This window comes from Serratia sp. YC16 (assembly GCF_009707615.1).
Classification (GTDB): Bacteria; Pseudomonadota; Gammaproteobacteria; order Enterobacterales; family Enterobacteriaceae; genus Serratia; species Serratia surfactantfaciens.
In genome coordinates this window covers 797,218-813,092 of the sequence record NZ_WLYN01000002.1, presented here as the reverse complement: position 1 = coordinate 813,092, position 15,875 = coordinate 797,218, and the positions used below count along the sequence as shown (strand labels likewise).

Here is a 15,875-nt window from a genome sequence, read left to right as displayed (position 1 = left end):
TTTTATGGCGCGGAGCACTTAGTTGCTGGTATCCAGCTCCGGGAAGCTCTTCACCAGGTCGTCGATGGCTTTCATCTGCGCCAGGAACGGTTCCAGCTTGTCCAACGGCAGCGCGGACGGGCCGTCGCACTTGGCGTTGTTCGGATCCGGGTGCGCTTCGAGGAACAGCCCTGCCAGGCCGACCGCCATACCGGCGCGCGCCAGCTCGGCCACCTGAGCACGACGGCCGCCGGACGCGGCGCCGAACGGATCGCGAGTCTGCAATGCGTGGGTCACGTCGAAGATCACCGGATGGCCGCCGGTGACGTTCTTCATCACGTTGATGCCGAGCATGTCGACCACCAGGTTGTCATAGCCAAAGTTGCTGCCGCGATCGCACAGGATCACCTGATCGTTGCCGCCTTCTTTGAACTTGTCGACGATATTGCCCATCTGCCCCGGGCTGACGAACTGCGGCTTCTTGACGTTGATCACCGCGCCGGTTTTCGCCATCGCTTCCACCAGATCGGTCTGACGCGCCAGGAAGGCCGGCAGCTGGATCACGTCAACCACCTCGGAAACCGGCTGCGCCTGCGCCGCTTCGTGCACGTCGGTGATGATTTTCACGCCGAAGGTTTTTTTCAGCTCTTCGAAGATCTTCATCCCTTCTTCCAGGCCCGGACCGCGGTACGAGTGAATGGAAGAACGGTTGGCCTTGTCGAAAGAGGCTTTGAATACGTAAGGAATCCCCAGTTTTTGCGTCACGGTGACGTAGTGCTCGCAGATGCTCATCGCCAGATCGCGCGATTCCAGCACGTTCATACCGCCAAACAGCACAAACGGCAGGTCGTTTGCTACGTCGATGTCGCCAATGCTAACCACTTTCTGTTTCATGCTTTCGCCTTTGTTAAGGTTGTAACCGTCGCCTTGCAAACTGCACGGAGTCATTGAATTAATGCAGCGTCACCTGTTTCGGCTCAATCGAGTGGATCTGTACTTTGATCACTTCGCTGACCGGGTCTTCAGGACACTGCTCGACAAAATAGTTGAGATCGGAAATCGCGATGTGGTTGCACTCCAGCTGGGCGTAAATCAGCCCGCGGTCGCGGATCTCGTAGGGATCTTCCGGATCGAAGCACAGCACCGTTTCGCTGGTGCGCAGCGCCATTTCCAGCTGTTTTTCCTCCATCAGGGCAGCCTTCAGCGTATCCAGCATCTTGCGCACCACCATGATGTTCTCCGACTCGTCGAGATCGTCGTCTTCCAGTTCGGCGCCCAAGCCCAGGTTGCCCTTGATCCACACCTCCAGCTGGTGCTCGCTCAGGGTTTCGCCGTTCAGCGGGTTGATCAGCCACAGCTCTTCGTCCAGCCAGTCGGCGCGCAGGATCAGCTGAGTGGGGAAAATCACCGGCAACAGCGGCAGATCCAGCGCGTTGGCGATGTGCAGGAAAATGGTGCCCAGCGAGACCGGCGTACCCTGTCGCCCTTCCAGCACCTTGTCCAGCCAGATGGCGTCCGACAGGCGGTACACGCCGCTGGCGCCGCCGAATCCCCAGGTCTTGTAGAACAGTTCAATGAGCGCATCCAGTTGCTGCTCCTGAGTGATATCGGCCGGCACCACCGCACGCGCTTCGTCCACCAGCTGTTGCAGCTTGCGCTCCACGTCGGCAGCGGGAAAATCGCGCCGCACCGACTGCGACACCAGGATCACCCCTTCGCTCAGCGGCGAGGTGTTAAATTCAAAATCAGCAATGCTACTCATAGGTATCCCATCAGAAACGGTATTTTCGTCGTGGCAAGTTTAATTATCAGATACAGACAGCCCAACGCCAGCACGAACGCCACGGTTCGCAGCCGCTGACTTTTGGTCTTCTTGCCCAATGCGACGTAGCCAAGCAGGATATAGATAATAACGCCAAACAGCTTCTCGGTCAGCCATGAGTCCATACCCAGCAGCGGATAAAACCCGAACGTCACCACCAGCGCGATGCCGCTGACGAACAGCAGCGTGTCGTTCAGGTGCGGCGCTATCTTGACCCAGCGGCGACCCATGATCGGCGAGCGGCGCCACTGCCAAAAGAAACGCAGCACAAACAAGGTAATACTGATGGCGACCGTCAGCAAATGGAAATGTTTCAACGCGGTGTATGCAGTCATGATGCTCCCTTAAATGGCTCGGGCGTCGTTATTATCAGAGGCGCTTATCCCGGCCATTGGCCGAGCGTCACACGGTCGTTGTCGCCGTAATCACGGTGGGTGGCGACAGCGGAAAATCCGGCGGTCTGCAGCAGCGTGCGCACGCTCTCACCCTGCTGCCAACCATGTTCCAACAGCAGCCAGCCCTGCGGCTGCAGATAGTGCGGCGCCTGACGCACGATGGCGGCCAGATCCGCCAAGCCATGCTCGGCGGCGACCAGCGCACTGCCCGGCTCGAAGCGCACGTCGCCCTGCGACAAATGCGGATCGGCGGCGTCGATATAGGGCGGATTGCTGGCGATCAGCGCGAAGCGTTGCCCCGCGACGGGCGTAAACCAGCTGCCCTGCAAGAATCGGACGTTGTCGATCTTCAGCTTGTGCGCGTTGTGCTGCGCCAGCGCGACCGCATCCGGCTGCACATCGACGCCGACTGCCGAACAATCCGGGCGCTCGCTGGCCAGCGCCAGCGCGATGGCGCCGGTGCCGGTGCCGAGATCGAGGAAATGACAGGGTTGCGGCGGCAGGCGCGCCAGCGCCAGCTCCACCAGGCATTCGGTATCCGGGCGCGGGATCAACGTTGCGGGCGAGACCGACAGCGGCAGCGACCAAAACTCGCGCTCGCCCACCAGATAGGCCACCGGCTCACCGCGCTCGCGGCGCGCCAGCAGCGTTTCCAACTGCTGTTGCTGCGGCGGCGTCAGCAAGGTTTCACCGAACGCCATCAGGAAGGTTCTGGCCTTGCCGGTCACGAAACCCAACAGGATTTCCGCGTCGCGCCGGGCGCTGTCGCTGTGGGTCAAACGCGCGGCGGCGGCTTGCAGCCAGTGTTGATAATCCATCACTCTTGCTCGGCGGACAGCGCCGCCAGCTGATCGGCCTGATACTCCTGCACGATCGGCTGGATCAGCATGTCCAGTTTGCCTTCCATCACCTCGTCCAGACGGTAGAGCGTCAGGTTGATGCGGTGGTCGGTCACCCGCCCCTGCGGGAAGTTATAGGTGCGGTTGCGATCGGAGCGATCGCCGCTGCCCAGCAGGTTGCGGCGCGTGGACGCCTCGGCCTGCTGGCGCTTGGCCATCTCGGCGGCGCGAATGCGCGCGCCCAGCACCGACATCGCCTTGGCTTTGTTTTTGTGCTGTGAACGTTCGTCCTGGCACTCCACCACGATGCCGGTCGGCAGGTGGGTGATGCGGATCGCCGAGTCGGTGGTGTTAACGTGCTGGCCGCCGGCGCCGGAGGAGCGGAAGGTGTCGATTTTCAGATCGCCCGGGTTGATGTCCGGCAATTCGGCCTCCGGCACTTCCGGCATCACCGCCACGGTGCAGGCGGAGGTGTGGATGCGCCCCTGGGATTCGGTTTCCGGCACGCGCTGCACGCGGTGGCCGCCGGATTCAAACTTCAGCTGGCCGTACACGCCGTCGCCGGAAACTTTGGCGATCACTTCCTTGAAGCCGCCGTGCTCGCCTTCGTTGGCGCTCATCACCTCGACGCGCCAGCGGCGGCTTTCGGCGTAGCGGCTGTACATGCGGAACAGATCGCCGGCGAAGATCGCCGCCTCATCGCCGCCGGTGCCGGCACGCACTTCGAGGAAGCAGCTGCGCTCATCGTCCGGATCTTTCGGCAGCAGCAACACCTGCAGCTGTTGTTCCAGCTCTTCGCTGGTCGCCCGCGCCTGTTTCAGCTCTTCCTGCGCCATCTCGCGCATTTCCGGATCGTCCAGCATCATTTCCGCCGTCTCCAGATCCTCCTGCACCTGACGCCATTCCAGGAAGCAGCGGCTGACGTCGGTCAGCTGCGCGTATTCTCGCGACAGCGCGCGGAACCGGTCTTGGTCGGCGATAACGCCGGCATCGCCGAGCAGCGCCTGCACTTCTTCATGGCGCTCTTGTAACGCTTCCAGTTTGGCAACAATAGAAGGCTTCATGCGTGGTAATAAACCCTGTTAATAGAGAAAACTAATGCTGATCCAGCCCGAGGCTGTCGCGTAATAACTGCAACCGCTCCACGTCGCCGTCGCCGGCGGCCTGCTGGAGGGATTTGGTGGGGGCATGAATAAGGCGGTTGGTCAGTTTATGGGCCAGCTCGTGAATAACCTGCTCCACGTTGGCGCCCTGAGCGATGGCGGCCAGCGCTTTGGCCTCCATTTCTGCGCGGATCTGGTCGGCCTGCGAGCGGTAGTCGCGAATGGTTTCCACCGCGCCCTGCGAACGCAGCCAGGCCATAAAGTTGGTGCTTTCCTGCTGCACGATCGACTCCGCCTGCACCGCCGCCGCTTTGCGCTGCGCCAGGTTGCTTTGAATGATGGCGTGCAGATCGTCCACGCTGTACAGATAAGCGTTGGCCAGCTTGCCGACTTCCGGTTCGATATCGCGCGGTACGGCGATATCCACCAGCAGCATCGGCTGGTTGCGGCGCGCTTTCAGCGCCCGCTCCACCATCCCCTTGCCGATGATCGGCAGCGGGCTGGCGGTGGAACTGATAATGATGTCGGCGTCCGCCAGGCGTTCGTCGATCTCCGGCAGGGTGATCACTTCCGCGCCAACTTCGTCCGCCAGCAGCTGCGCGCGCTCGCGGGTGCGGTTGGCGATGATCATGTGCCGCACTTTGTGTTCGCGCAGGTGGCGCGCCACCAGCTCGATGGTTTCACCGGCGCCCACCAGCAAGACGTTGAGATCGGCCAGCGATTCGAAAATCTGCCGCGCCAGCGTACAGGCGGCGAAAGCAACGGAAACTGCGCTGGCGCCGATTTCGGTTTCGGTGCGCACGCGCTTGGCGACGGAGAAGGATTTCTGGAACAGGCGCTCCAGCTCGCCGGACAGCGACTGGCCGCGTTGCGACTCGGCGAAGGCCTTTTTCACCTGGCCGAGGATCTGCGGTTCGCCCAGCACCAGCGAGTCCAACCCGCTGGCCACCCGCATCAGATGGCTAACCGCGTCGTTGCCCTGATGCCAGTACAGGCTTTTCTTCACCTCTTCCGGGCGCAGGTTGTGGTAGGCGCACAGCCAGGCGACCAGTTGCTCGTGCATGTGTTCCTGCTGCTCCACGCTGAGATACAGCTCGGTGCGGTTGCAGGTGGACAACACGACGCCGCCCTGCACCAACGGTTGTTGGAGCAAGCTGGTCAGCGCCTCATCGATGGACTCTGGCGAGAAGGTCACCCTTTCACGCAGAGAAACCGGAGCAGTTTTGTGATTTATACCTAACGCCAGCAGGGTCATTGCTTCGAGTAATACTTCTGTTGGTACGGGTTCTCGTTGAACGGCATTCTACTTGATGCGCGGGATCAATAAAAGTAACAACCGCATCTTCCGTTCAATCGCTGTCATAGACGACATCAATTAATGAATAAGTAATAAATACAGTGAGATGATTTATAATTTGACGGCATAACATACTGAATTTTAGCGCAAGATGCGGTATCCCGCGCAGGATTCGGTAAAACCTGCAGGCTATCCGCTTATAATCCGCGCGTTTACCACCCCAGCGTGCCGCAACGATAGGATGGATCCAAGATAAAAGAGACCTGTTGGCAAAAAACCTGCTTGGCCTGAAAATAAAAAAATACCGCACCGGCAAAGCACAGAAGCGAAATGATTATTCGCACCGCTATCTTCATTCGATTATTTCCCGCAACAAAAACCCCCGGCAGCATACCGAGACAAACATCAACCAAACGCTAACGGCGGCCCCCTGCCGTAACGAAAATTGTTGCGCCGGGGCAGCGCTACGAAACGATTGTGTTAATCTTAATGGCGACCCCGACGCGCGCGCCGGGTTGGCATTGCGCCGGTAAAAGCGGCAAGATTCAACGCGATGCAGCAAAAAATTGACGCGTCGCCGCCGCCCCGTTAGCGTGAGCGCTGAATCCGGGTTTCGTCGCGCATGCCCGCAAGGACAAAAGGACAAGAGAAAGTTATGCCAATACGCAAAGTTAGTTTGCTCCGTCTGATCCCGCTGGCCAGCCTGGTGTTGGCCGCCTGTACCACCACCAAGCCGAGCGGCCCGGCCACCAGCCCGACCTCACCGCAGTGGCGCGCCCATGAGCAGGCGGTGCAGCAGCTCAGCACCTATCAGACCCGCGGCTCCTTCGCCTACTTGTCTGATCAGAAAAAAGTCTACGCCCGCTTCTTCTGGCAGCAGTTCTCGCCGGAGCGCTACCGCCTGTTGCTGACCAACCCGCTGGGCAGCACGGAAATGGATCTCAACGTGCAGAAAAACGTGGTGCAGTTGACCGATAACCAGGGCAAACGCTACGTCAGCGATAACCCGGACGAGATGATCCGCAAGCTGACCGGCATGGCGATCCCGCTGAACAACCTGCGTCAATGGATGCTCGGTCTGCCGGGCGAAGCCAACGATTTTGCGCTGGATGACCAATATCGTCTGAGCAAGCTTACCTATCAGCAGGGCGGCCAGACGTGGAAAGTGGATTACCAGGGCTACAGCACCGAGGTGCAGCCGACGCTGCCGAACCGCCTGGAGCTGCAGCAGGGCGACCAGCGCATCAAGCTGAAAATGGATAACTGGACGCTCAAATGATCCACCAGTGGCCCTCCCCCGCGAAGCTCAACCTGTTTCTGTACATCACCGGCCGTCGTGAAGACGGCTATCACCTGCTGCAGACGCTGTTCCAGTTTTTGGACTACGGCGACACCCTGACCATTGACCCGCGCCAGGACGATCGCATCAACCTGCTGACGCCGGTCGACGGCGTGCCGGACGAGCAGAACCTGATCGTGCGCGCCGCCCGCCTGCTGCAGCGCTATTGCGATGAGCGCGGCCTGCAGACCGCACCGCGCGGCGCCGACATCAGCATCGACAAGCGTCTGCCGATGGGCGGCGGTTTGGGCGGCGGCTCCTCCAACGCCGCCACCGTGCTGGTGGCGCTCAACGAACTGTGGCGCTGCGGCCTTGGCGACGACCAACTGGCAGAGCTGGGGCTCAGCCTCGGCGCCGACGTGCCGGTGTTCGTGCGCGGCCACGCCGCTTTCGCCGAAGGCATCGGCGAGCGCCTGCAGCCGGCCGAACCGCAGGAAAAATGGTATCTGGTGGCCCATCCCGGCGTCGGCATTCCGACGCCGGTTATCTTCGGCGACGCCGAATTGAAAAGGGATACCCCGGTTCGCTCCTTAAATGAGCTGTTGCGGGCGCCGTACGCAAATGATTGCGAACCGATCGCAAGAAAACGTTTTCGCGAGGTTGAACAGCTTCTTTCATGGCTGTTAGAATACGCCCCGTCACGCCTGACAGGCACAGGTGCTTGTGTGTTTGCTGAATTCGACACAGAAATCGCCGCCCGTCAGGTGTTAAATCAAGCCCCGGAGTGGTTGCGTGGTTTTGTAGCGCGCGGCGTTAACGTCTCCCCACTACATCGCATTCGTTCCGGGCGGTTTGAGTCGTAGCTCAACGTTTCGCTGCGCAGGGTCATGCACACCTGGCCCTGTTATCCCTGCGCTGCCTGCGGTCTCAATTTTAGTTTTACATACCCGTATGTATATTGCGCCGGCGTCGCCGACTGCCCCTTGGCGATGTCGTATGACAATATCTTCTCTGGACGCAAGCCTGAGGTTCTTCTCGTGCCTGATATGAAGCTTTTTGCTGGTAACGCCACCCCGGAACTAGCACAACGTATTGCCAACCGTTTGTACACCAGCCTTGGTGACGCCGCTGTAGGTCGTTTTAGCGACGGCGAAGTGAGCGTGCAAATCAACGAAAATGTACGCGGCGGTGATATTTTCATCATCCAGTCCACCTGTGCCCCGACCAACGACAACCTGATGGAACTGGTTGTGATGGTCGACGCCCTGCGTCGCGCCTCCGCAGGTCGTATTACCGCCGTTATCCCTTACTTCGGCTATGCCCGCCAGGATCGCCGCGTGCGTTCCGCGCGTGTGCCAATCACCGCCAAGGTTGTCGCCGATTTCCTCTCCAGCGTAGGGGTTGACCGCGTTCTGACGGTGGATCTGCATGCTGAGCAGATTCAAGGCTTCTTCGACGTACCGGTAGACAACGTGTTCGGCAGCCCGATCCTGTTGGAAGACATGCTGCAGCAGAACCTGGAAAACCCGATCGTGGTTTCTCCGGACATCGGCGGCGTCGTGCGCGCCCGCGCCATCGCCAAACTGCTGAACGACACCGACATGGCCATCATCGACAAACGCCGCCCGCGCGCGAACGTTTCTCAGGTGATGCACATCATCGGTGACGTGGCAGGCCGCGACTGCGTGCTGGTCGACGACATGATCGACACCGGCGGCACCTTGTGTAAAGCGGCTGAAGCGTTGAAAGAACGCGGTGCCAAGCGCGTATTCGCCTACGCGACGCACCCGATCTTCTCCGGCAACGCCGTGGACAACATCAAGAACTCGGTGATTGATGAAGTGATCGTCTGCGACACCATTCCGCTGTCGCCGGAAATCAAGGCACTGAAAAACGTTCGCACTCTGACCCTGTCCGGCATGCTGGCTGAAGCCATCCGCCGTATCAGCAACGAAGAGTCGATCTCTGCGATGTTCGAGCATTGATGCGTCGTCTTTCCGGTGCGGCGCCCACCGTGCCGGAAAGATAACGTGCCCGACAGCAGAAAAAGAAAAACCCGTTGGTGCGTACGCAACAACGGGTTTTCTACTCGTAGTCCAACATGACCTCAGACCTTAATGCACGGCAGATATTCCCTTGCCCTGCTCTCGCTTCCCTTCTGATTTTTTAATCAATGCGACGAACGATGTTGGTCGTTACGGCACCGTTTATCAAAGTGTTTTACCCACCAGTAGCGATCCGCCACCTGCTCGCGGCCGCCGATACGCGCGCCCACCAGCCACAACAGCGCGCCGACGAAGATGCTCATGATGGCGCCGTGGGCGAAAAATTGCGGTAAATCGAACTGGGATACTTCAGCAATAATGGAGTATCCGACGCCGCCGATCATCACGACCAGCCCCAGCCCCATAAAAAAGTTGCCCATTCTGTCCGCGTTTCTACGTTTCATATGCCACCTCCATGATTGCCATGTGCCAACCGGGATAACGCTGCAACTTGTTAACCCACTTTGATAAGTTAAGTATAGTCCTTGTGGCGGCAAGGGGATTGCGGGGGCGATCACAAATGGTAAAGAATTATTGACACTTCTTAACACGGCGCTGAAAATTAGCGGACAAATTGAATTATTCAGCTAATGAATCATTCGTCTTTCTTACCTAAGACGATGGCGGAGATCGGATTTTGTCATTCGCCGCCCCGACAGGTAGACTAAGGCCCTTTCCATTACCCTGATCATAGCGAATCTCCCAGTGAGCAGTATTAAATTGATAGTCGGCCTGGCCAACCCGGGCGCGGAATACGCCCAGACGCGCCACAACGCCGGCGCCTGGTACGTCGATCTGCTGGCCCAGCGCCACAATCAGCAGTTGAAAGAAGAGAGCAAGTTCTTCGGTTACACCGCCCGCTTGAACCTGGCGGGCAACGACGTGCGCCTGCTGGTGCCGACCACCTTCATGAACCTGAGCGGCAAAGCGGTGCTGGCGATGGCCAACTTCTACCGCATCGAACCGAACGAGATCCTGGTGGCGCACGACGAACTGGATCTGCCGCCCGGCGTGGCCAAAATCAAGCTCGGCGGTGGCAACGGCGGTCACAACGGCCTGAAGGACATCCAGAACAAGTTCGGCAACAACCCGAACTTCTATCGCCTGCGCATCGGTATCGGCCATCCGGGTGACAAGAACAAGGTGGTGGGCTTCGTGCTCGGCAAGCCGCCGGCCAGCGAGCAGAAGATGATTGACGAAGCGATCGACGAGTCGCTGCGCTGCACCGAAATGCTGATGAAGGACGGGCTGGAAAAAACCGTTCAGCGCCTGCACAGCTTCAAGGCGCAGGCCTGAACCTTGCCGCAGCGGGCGCCCTGCCCGCTGCCTGCTTTTAGCCGCGCGGGTTGAAGGTTTCCTCTCCCACCCGGCGATCGTCGGCGGTGAAGCCCTCTTCCGCCACGTAATACTGCGGATCGTCCAGCTCATGGCTGCAGAACGGCCCGGCGCGCTTGAGCAAGCGCACGCAGTCACCGCTCAGGTGGCGCAGGCGGATGCTTTTTCCCGCCGCCAGATAACGCGCCGTCAGCTTATCGATAGCCTCTACGCCGCTGGAATCCATCACCCGGGTGCCAGCAAAATCCAGCACCACATTCTGCGCATCGCTCTGCGGATCGAACAGTTCGGCGAAAGCGGCGGCGGAGCCGAAGAACAGCGGGCCATCCAGTTGATACACCGCCACGTCGCCCGCCACCTGCCGCTGGCGCACGCGGATGCGCGCCTGCTGCCAGGCGAACACCAGCGCCGAGATAATCACCCCGCTGATCACCGCCACCGCCAGATCGGTAAAGATGGTAATTAGCGTGACGATGATCATTACCAGCGCATCGGCTTTCGGCATGCGGCGCAAACGGCGCAGCGAGCTCCACTCGAAGGTGTTGTAACACACCACCAGCATCACCCCCGCCAGCGCCGCCACCGGCAACAGGCCGATATAGCGCGACAGGCTGACCACGAACAGAATCAACAGAATGGCGCCCACCGTGCCGGAAATGCGCCCGCGCCCGCCCGAGGTGAAGTTGATGATCGACTGGCCGATCATCGCGCAGCCGGCGAAGCAGCCGAACAGGCCGCATACCGCGTTACCGGCACCCTGTGCGATGCTCTCGCGGTTGCCGTTCCCCTTCTTGCCGCCCATTTCATCCAGCACCGTCATGGTCAGCAGCGATTCAATCAAACCGACCAAGGCGATCACCACCGCGTAGGGCAGCACTACCCGCACCATCTCCAGGGTGAACGGCGCCGTCGGCAGGCTGAAGTGCGGCAGCGCGCCGGAAATGTCCGCCAGATCGCCCACCCGCAGCGTGTGCAGATTGAGACCGATTGCCAACGCCGAGACCACCAGCAGCGCCGCCAGCGAAGACGGAATGGCTTTGGTCAGGCGCGGGAACAGCACCACCACCGCAATTGCCAGCGCCACCAGGCCGTACATCAGCGGCCCCTGCCCGGCGATCATCTTCAGCTGCGCCAACATGATGACGATCGCCAGACCGTTGACGAAGCCGTGGATCGCCGGCAGCGGCACCAGACGAATGAACTTGCCCAGCCGGAAGGCACCGATCAGGATTTGAATCGCCCCGGCGAACAGCGTGGCCCACAGCACGTAACCCATGCCGTACTGCGCCGCCAGACTCATCAGCACCACCACAATGGAGCCGGCGGCACCGGAGACCATGCCCGGCTTGCCGCCGAACAGCGCCGTGACCAGGCCGATAATAAACGCGGTGTGCAAACCGACGATCGGCGAAAGACCGGCGACCAGCGAAAAGCCGACCGCCTCGGGGATCATCGAAACCGCCACCACAAAGCCCGCCAGGACTTCATTTTTAACGTCCGCGATCCTGACGTTACTCAGATTAAACATGCATTATTCACTTATGACAGATGACATCATCTCCCCGCGTAGCGGGTATGGAGAGCCGCAAGGGGCGGCAGACTGCAGGCGGGCACAACTCAGGGTGGCGTAGGCAAGAAATACATCCGGCGCGTTTCCTGTCGGTTAATCGGAATGGCCAGTATGGGTAAATGTGATCCAAATCTCAAATAAAAACCGGCCGCCCGCGCTGCGTTCGCCCCGGCCAAGCAAGTCTGATCGAGATAAACGCCCATTACGTGTATAATGGCGGCATTATTTTGCCCTTTATGCAGTCGATTAAACCTAACCGACTGATAGTTAAGATATTTAAGGTGATTACAACATGGGATTCAAATGCGGTATCGTCGGCCTGCCTAACGTAGGCAAATCCACCCTGTTCAACGCGTTGACCAAAGCGGGCATTGAAGCAGCCAACTTCCCGTTCTGCACCATTGAACCGAACACCGGTGTGGTGCCGATGCCCGATCCGCGTCTGGATAAGCTGGCCGAGATCGTCAAGCCGCAGCGCATTCTGCCAACTACTATGGAATTCGTCGACATCGCCGGCCTGGTGAAAGGCGCGTCTAAAGGTGAAGGCCTGGGCAACCAGTTCCTGACCAACATCCGCGAAACCGAAGCCATCGGCCACGTGGTGCGCTGCTTCGAGAACGACAACATCATCCACGTCAACAACAAGGTCGATCCGGCCGAAGATATCGACGTGATCAACACCGAGCTGGCGCTGTCTGACCTGGACACCTGCGAGCGCGCCATCCACCGCGTGCAGAAGAAAGCCAAAGGCGGCGACAAAGACGCCAAGGCCGAGCTGGCGGCGCTGGAGAAATGCCTGCCGCACCTGGAAAACGCCGGCATGCTGCGTGCGCTGGATCTGACCGCAGAAGACAAGGCGGCGATCAAATACCTGAGCTTCCTGACGCTGAAGCCGACCATGTACATCGCCAACGTCAACGAAGACGGCTTCGAGAACAACCCGTACCTGGACACCGTGCGTAAAATCGCCGACGCCGAAGGCTCCGTGGTAGTTGCCGTGTGCGCCGCCGTGGAATCCGACATCGCCGAGCTGGAAGACGAAGAGCGCGACGAGTTCATGGCCGAGCTGGGCCTGGAAGAGCCGGGCCTGAACCGCGTGATCCGCGCCGGTTACGAGCTGCTGAACCTGCAGACCTACTTCACCGCCGGCGTGAAAGAAGTGCGCGCCTGGACCATCCCGGTCGGCGCCACGGCCCCGCAGGCGGCCGGCAAGATCCACACCGACTTCGAGAAAGGCTTTATCCGCGCGCAAACCATCGCCTTTGACGACTTCATCACCTACAAGGGTGAGCAAGGCGCCAAAGAAGCCGGCAAAATGCGCTCCGAAGGTAAAGACTACATCGTCAAAGACGGCGACGTGATGAACTTCTTGTTCAACGTCTAACCCCTTCCCCGCAGCGTTTCTCTCCGCTGCCGGAAACGGAAAAATCCACGCTTCGGCGTGGATTTTTTATTCTCGGCAAGGAACCCGCCAGCACTTGAAGCAGTGCGGCATCGCCCCAGCAGAAACCCTTATTTATTTAACCGCGCGAAAAGCGCCAGACCGTTATTTCGGTTGAAGCTTGCTTTTTGCGCATCAGTCAGGTTTGTTTCGGCGTCGAGAATATGATTAAACTTAGCGGCGACGGACTCCGGTGCATAAGGATAATCGCTGCCGAACAGAATATTATTATGATTCGCAAAGGTCAGCAGGCTGGAGAATGCATTCGGGCCGGAAGACAATGCGGTATCAAAATAAAAACGCTTAAACTTATCGTTCAATTCCTGAGCTGACGGCCCATTTGGATTAAGCGACTCCGCCAGCAATGTAAAACGCAAGGCGGCATAAGGCAGGAAGCCGCCGGCATGCGAAAGAATAATTTTCACGTCAGGGTAATTGTCCATAACGCCGTTCAGCACCATATGGACGGCATTGCGGGTAGTATCAAACGGATAATCAACCAAGGGGCCCGGAACGCCATCCAGCAAATCCATGATGGGATGACCAGGGTGAATGAAAACAACGGCAGAGCGTTGGTTAAGCGCCGCCCAAAGCGGAGCCCACTTTTTATCCCCTAAATAAACCCCTTCATAGTTGGTTAATAACACCACGCCATCGGCTTTCAGCACATCCAGTGCATACTCAACTTCACGCACCGCCCCCTCAACGTCCGGCAACGGCACAGTCGCGAAGTTGCCAAACCTCGTGGGGTATTTCGCCACCAGATCCGCCGTATATTCATTGACTTTCCTGGCCATATCGCGGCGCGCCTGGCCTTCCCAGCCAACCACGCTTGGCGCGGTTAACGACAAGACGCTGGTCGCTATTTGCTGTCTGTCCATATAGCGCAGATGGTCGTCCGCCGTCCATTTGGGCAAGGTCCATCCGGACGGATCGCCGCCGTGGCTCGGCAGCGCACTGCCCCAAAAGGGCGGAACCAGGTGAGTATGAACATCGATTCTGGCTAATGAATTCATTTAGCGCCTCCACTATATATATTTGTTCGTTGGAAACATATAGCAACACGCTGAGTGTTGTTGACTAGCCCGCATTTCAGAAATAACCTACACTTTAACGCGAGTTCTATTAGAGGGTATTTTCATGGGCACTATATATCCAATTCATTTTTTTGAACGACTGATACAGGAATCTAATCCATGAATTTTCGCCATATCCAGGCATTCCTGGCCCTCGTTGAAGAAAAACACTTTGGCAAAGCGGCCAAACGCATTCATATTACGCAGTCGGCTTTCAGCATGCAGATAAAAGCGCTGGAAGAAGAGATTGGCGCACCACTTTTTATTCGTAACAACCGCAATGTAGAACTCACCGAAGTGGGAGAGATATTTTTAAAGAATGCGCCGGATATTTATGAAAAAATAAAAAGCACGCTTGACGAAACCAAAGCGGCGGCGAAAGGTGAGAATGGCAATGTGCGCATCGGATTTGTCGGCAATGCCGTGGCGGCAGGATTAGTCACCGCCGATATTCATCGATTTAAAGCAGAGCATCCCGGCGTAAACTTCCGCGCCAAAGAGATGTCTTACTGGAAACAAATCGATGAGATCGTCAACGGAAATATCGACGTCAGCTACTGCCCCAATCTGGATCTCAACATCCCACCGGAGCTCGGCTTTATAGCCATAAAAAAATTTGACTGGGTTGTCGTGATTCAGGAAGACTCCGATCTGGCGAAAAAAGAGGCCTTGAACAAGGAAGACCTCTCTGGACGAGACTTTATCATCTACTCGGAAAACAGCGGAGACGATGGCCAGCTTCGTATCCTGAACGCCATTATTGAAGAAGACATCAAGGTGGCCTATCGGTTGGACAGCACCTTAAGCGTGCTCGCCATGGTGGCCTCCGGCCTGGGCATCGCCATCGTTCCCTCAACGCTATCTTCAATCAAACTGCCTAACATCACCTACAGGCCGATCCCCGCCGTCGATAACGCAACTGAGGTTTTTTTCATCTATCGCAAGAATGAAAAATCCGCCATCGTTAATGCATTCATATCAGATGTACAACATAACCTATGAGGCCTGCCGGGTTACTCTCACAGCCCCCACACGGTGATGCCGCTTCTGTTTAAGCGAGATAATAACCCGGCACTCATCGTCGCCTTTAAGCATCGGATATTCCGCCAGCGCCGCTACCCTCCCACACCGAAGGCCGGTTCTCCTTGCGCCACCGCTCTCCCGCCGCCGTCCCCGGCGCCGGCGGTTTTAAACCTTCGATAGTCCACAGCGAGAACGGCGTTTCGTCCACGTGCAGCTCCCAGCGCAGCCCGCGGGCGGCGATGTAGGGTTGCAGGATGCGGGTGCAGGCCGCCAGAAATTGCTGCTGCTCCGCGTCGTTGTCCATGGCGCGCGCGATATGGTCGATGGTCACCCGCACGAAGTCATCGGCCGGTTCGCCGCCGAGATAAGCCGAACCTGTCGGCAACGCATGGAAGAAGACGTTGACGTAGAAACGTGGCAAAAAGTCCTGGTACAGGGCGGTGACCTGCTGCGCAATCGCGCGTTTATCGGCAGCGCTGAAGGCCGGTTCGGGGTGGTAGATCTGCCACAGTGGCATCGCATTGTCTCCTCGGTGTGGGCGTAGGCTATCGGCAACCGCTTTGATCGGTAGCCGGTCTAAAACACCAACTTCAATAATTAGAGTAATAACTCCAATTATTGAAGTTATCAAGCGGAGGCGATAAAATTATCGGCATTCCGGTGGCAAGCAG

At 58.4% G+C, this 15,875-nt stretch carries 17 protein-coding genes; 7 read left to right on the top strand and 10 right to left on the bottom strand.

Going from position 1 to position 15,875, the window contains the following annotated elements; translation table 11 throughout:
• Positions 1 to 18 precede the first annotated feature (18 nt).
• The 6 genes from kdsA to hemA are packed head-to-tail and all read right to left on the bottom strand — an operon-like array spanning position 19 to position 5,393.
• Positions 19 to 873, bottom strand: coding sequence for a 3-deoxy-8-phosphooctulonate synthase (kdsA, locus tag GKN89_RS11395; RefSeq protein ID WP_004941087.1), 855 nt, complete (start codon positions 871 to 873; stop codon positions 19 to 21).
• Positions 874 to 931: 58 nt separating this feature from the next.
• Entirely contained in the window at positions 932 to 1,741 is an 810-nt protein-coding gene (gene sirB1, locus GKN89_RS11390; protein WP_015377575.1) for an invasion regulator SirB1, read from the bottom strand.
• Positions 1,738 to 2,139, bottom strand: coding sequence for a SirB2 family protein (locus GKN89_RS11385; protein WP_171455054.1), 402 nt, complete (start codon positions 2,137 to 2,139; stop codon positions 1,738 to 1,740). Before GKN89_RS11385 ends, sirB1 begins: the two co-directional genes overlap by 4 nt.
• Before the next feature lie 41 nt (positions 2,140 to 2,180).
• Positions 2,181 to 3,014 carry a peptide chain release factor N(5)-glutamine methyltransferase gene (prmC, locus tag GKN89_RS11380; protein ID WP_019454780.1) on the bottom strand — a complete coding sequence of 278 codons (834 nt, stop codon included), beginning with the start codon at positions 3,012 to 3,014 and terminating at the stop codon, positions 2,181 to 2,183.
• The gene (gene prfA / locus GKN89_RS11375; protein WP_019454779.1) at positions 3,014 to 4,099 is read right to left on the bottom strand and encodes a peptide chain release factor 1; all 1,086 of its coding nucleotides are present in this window, start codon (positions 4,097 to 4,099) and stop codon (positions 3,014 to 3,016) included. The genes prmC and prfA overlap by 1 nt, the downstream gene beginning before the upstream one ends.
• A gap of 31 nt (positions 4,100 to 4,130) precedes the next feature.
• Entirely contained in the window at positions 4,131 to 5,393 is a 1,263-nt protein-coding gene (hemA, locus tag GKN89_RS11370; protein WP_019454778.1) for a glutamyl-tRNA reductase, read from the bottom strand.
• Between the two features lie 308 nt (positions 5,394 to 5,701).
• Between hemA and GKN89_RS11365 the strand changes: the two genes are divergently transcribed.
• From GKN89_RS11365 to prs, 4 genes are all read left to right on the top strand, one after another.
• Entirely contained in the window at positions 5,702 to 5,968 is a 267-nt protein-coding gene (locus tag GKN89_RS11365; protein WP_154746996.1) for a hypothetical protein, read from the top strand.
• 122 nt (positions 5,969 to 6,090) lie between these two features.
• Positions 6,091 to 6,714 carry a lipoprotein insertase outer membrane protein LolB gene (gene lolB, locus GKN89_RS11360; protein ID WP_025160275.1) on the top strand — a complete coding sequence of 208 codons (624 nt, stop codon included), beginning with the start codon at positions 6,091 to 6,093 and terminating at the stop codon, positions 6,712 to 6,714.
• Positions 6,711 to 7,577: a 4-(cytidine 5'-diphospho)-2-C-methyl-D-erythritol kinase gene (gene ispE, locus GKN89_RS11355; RefSeq protein WP_154746995.1), complete on the top strand. Its 867-nt coding sequence runs from the start codon at positions 6,711 to 6,713 to the stop codon at positions 7,575 to 7,577. Before lolB ends, ispE begins: the two co-directional genes overlap by 4 nt.
• Before the next feature lie 174 nt (positions 7,578 to 7,751).
• Positions 7,752 to 8,699, top strand: coding sequence for a ribose-phosphate diphosphokinase (prs, locus tag GKN89_RS11350; protein ID WP_004941061.1), 948 nt, complete (start codon positions 7,752 to 7,754; stop codon positions 8,697 to 8,699).
• Positions 8,700 to 8,884: 185 nt separating this feature from the next.
• Here the strand turns inward: prs and ychH are convergent, their stop codons facing one another.
• Positions 8,885 to 9,163 (bottom strand): stress-induced protein YchH, encoded by a 279-nt coding sequence (gene ychH / locus GKN89_RS11345; protein WP_025160276.1) that lies wholly within the window; start codon positions 9,161 to 9,163, stop codon positions 8,885 to 8,887.
• A gap of 301 nt (positions 9,164 to 9,464) precedes the next feature.
• Between ychH and pth the strand changes: the two genes are divergently transcribed.
• Positions 9,465 to 10,055: an aminoacyl-tRNA hydrolase gene (gene pth, locus GKN89_RS11340; protein WP_004941053.1), complete on the top strand. Its 591-nt coding sequence runs from the start codon at positions 9,465 to 9,467 to the stop codon at positions 10,053 to 10,055.
• A gap of 37 nt (positions 10,056 to 10,092) precedes the next feature.
• On the opposite strand, the gene GKN89_RS11335 is transcribed toward pth, so the two are convergent.
• On the bottom strand, positions 10,093 to 11,622 hold the full coding sequence (locus GKN89_RS11335) for a SulP family inorganic anion transporter (RefSeq protein WP_019454771.1): 1,530 nt from the start codon (positions 11,620 to 11,622) through the stop codon (positions 10,093 to 10,095).
• A 334-nt stretch (positions 11,623 to 11,956) separates the two neighbouring features.
• Between GKN89_RS11335 and ychF the strand changes: the two genes are divergently transcribed.
• Positions 11,957 to 13,048: a redox-regulated ATPase YchF gene (gene ychF / locus GKN89_RS11330; RefSeq protein ID WP_004941048.1), complete on the top strand. Its 1,092-nt coding sequence runs from the start codon at positions 11,957 to 11,959 to the stop codon at positions 13,046 to 13,048.
• A gap of 128 nt (positions 13,049 to 13,176) precedes the next feature.
• On the opposite strand, the gene GKN89_RS11325 is transcribed toward ychF, so the two are convergent.
• Positions 13,177 to 14,121 carry an amidohydrolase family protein gene (locus GKN89_RS11325; protein ID WP_154746994.1) on the bottom strand — a complete coding sequence of 315 codons (945 nt, stop codon included), beginning with the start codon at positions 14,119 to 14,121 and terminating at the stop codon, positions 13,177 to 13,179.
• Positions 14,122 to 14,301: 180 nt separating this feature from the next.
• Between GKN89_RS11325 and GKN89_RS11320 the strand changes: the two genes are divergently transcribed.
• Positions 14,302 to 15,183, top strand: a complete 882-nt coding sequence (locus GKN89_RS11320; RefSeq protein ID WP_154746993.1) for a LysR family transcriptional regulator — start codon at positions 14,302 to 14,304, stop codon at positions 15,181 to 15,183.
• Positions 15,184 to 15,268: 85 nt separating this feature from the next.
• On the opposite strand, the gene GKN89_RS11315 is transcribed toward GKN89_RS11320, so the two are convergent.
• On the bottom strand, positions 15,269 to 15,721 hold the full coding sequence (locus GKN89_RS11315) for a tautomerase family protein (protein ID WP_063919240.1): 453 nt from the start codon (positions 15,719 to 15,721) through the stop codon (positions 15,269 to 15,271).
• Between the last annotated feature and the right edge of the window lie 154 nt (positions 15,722 to 15,875).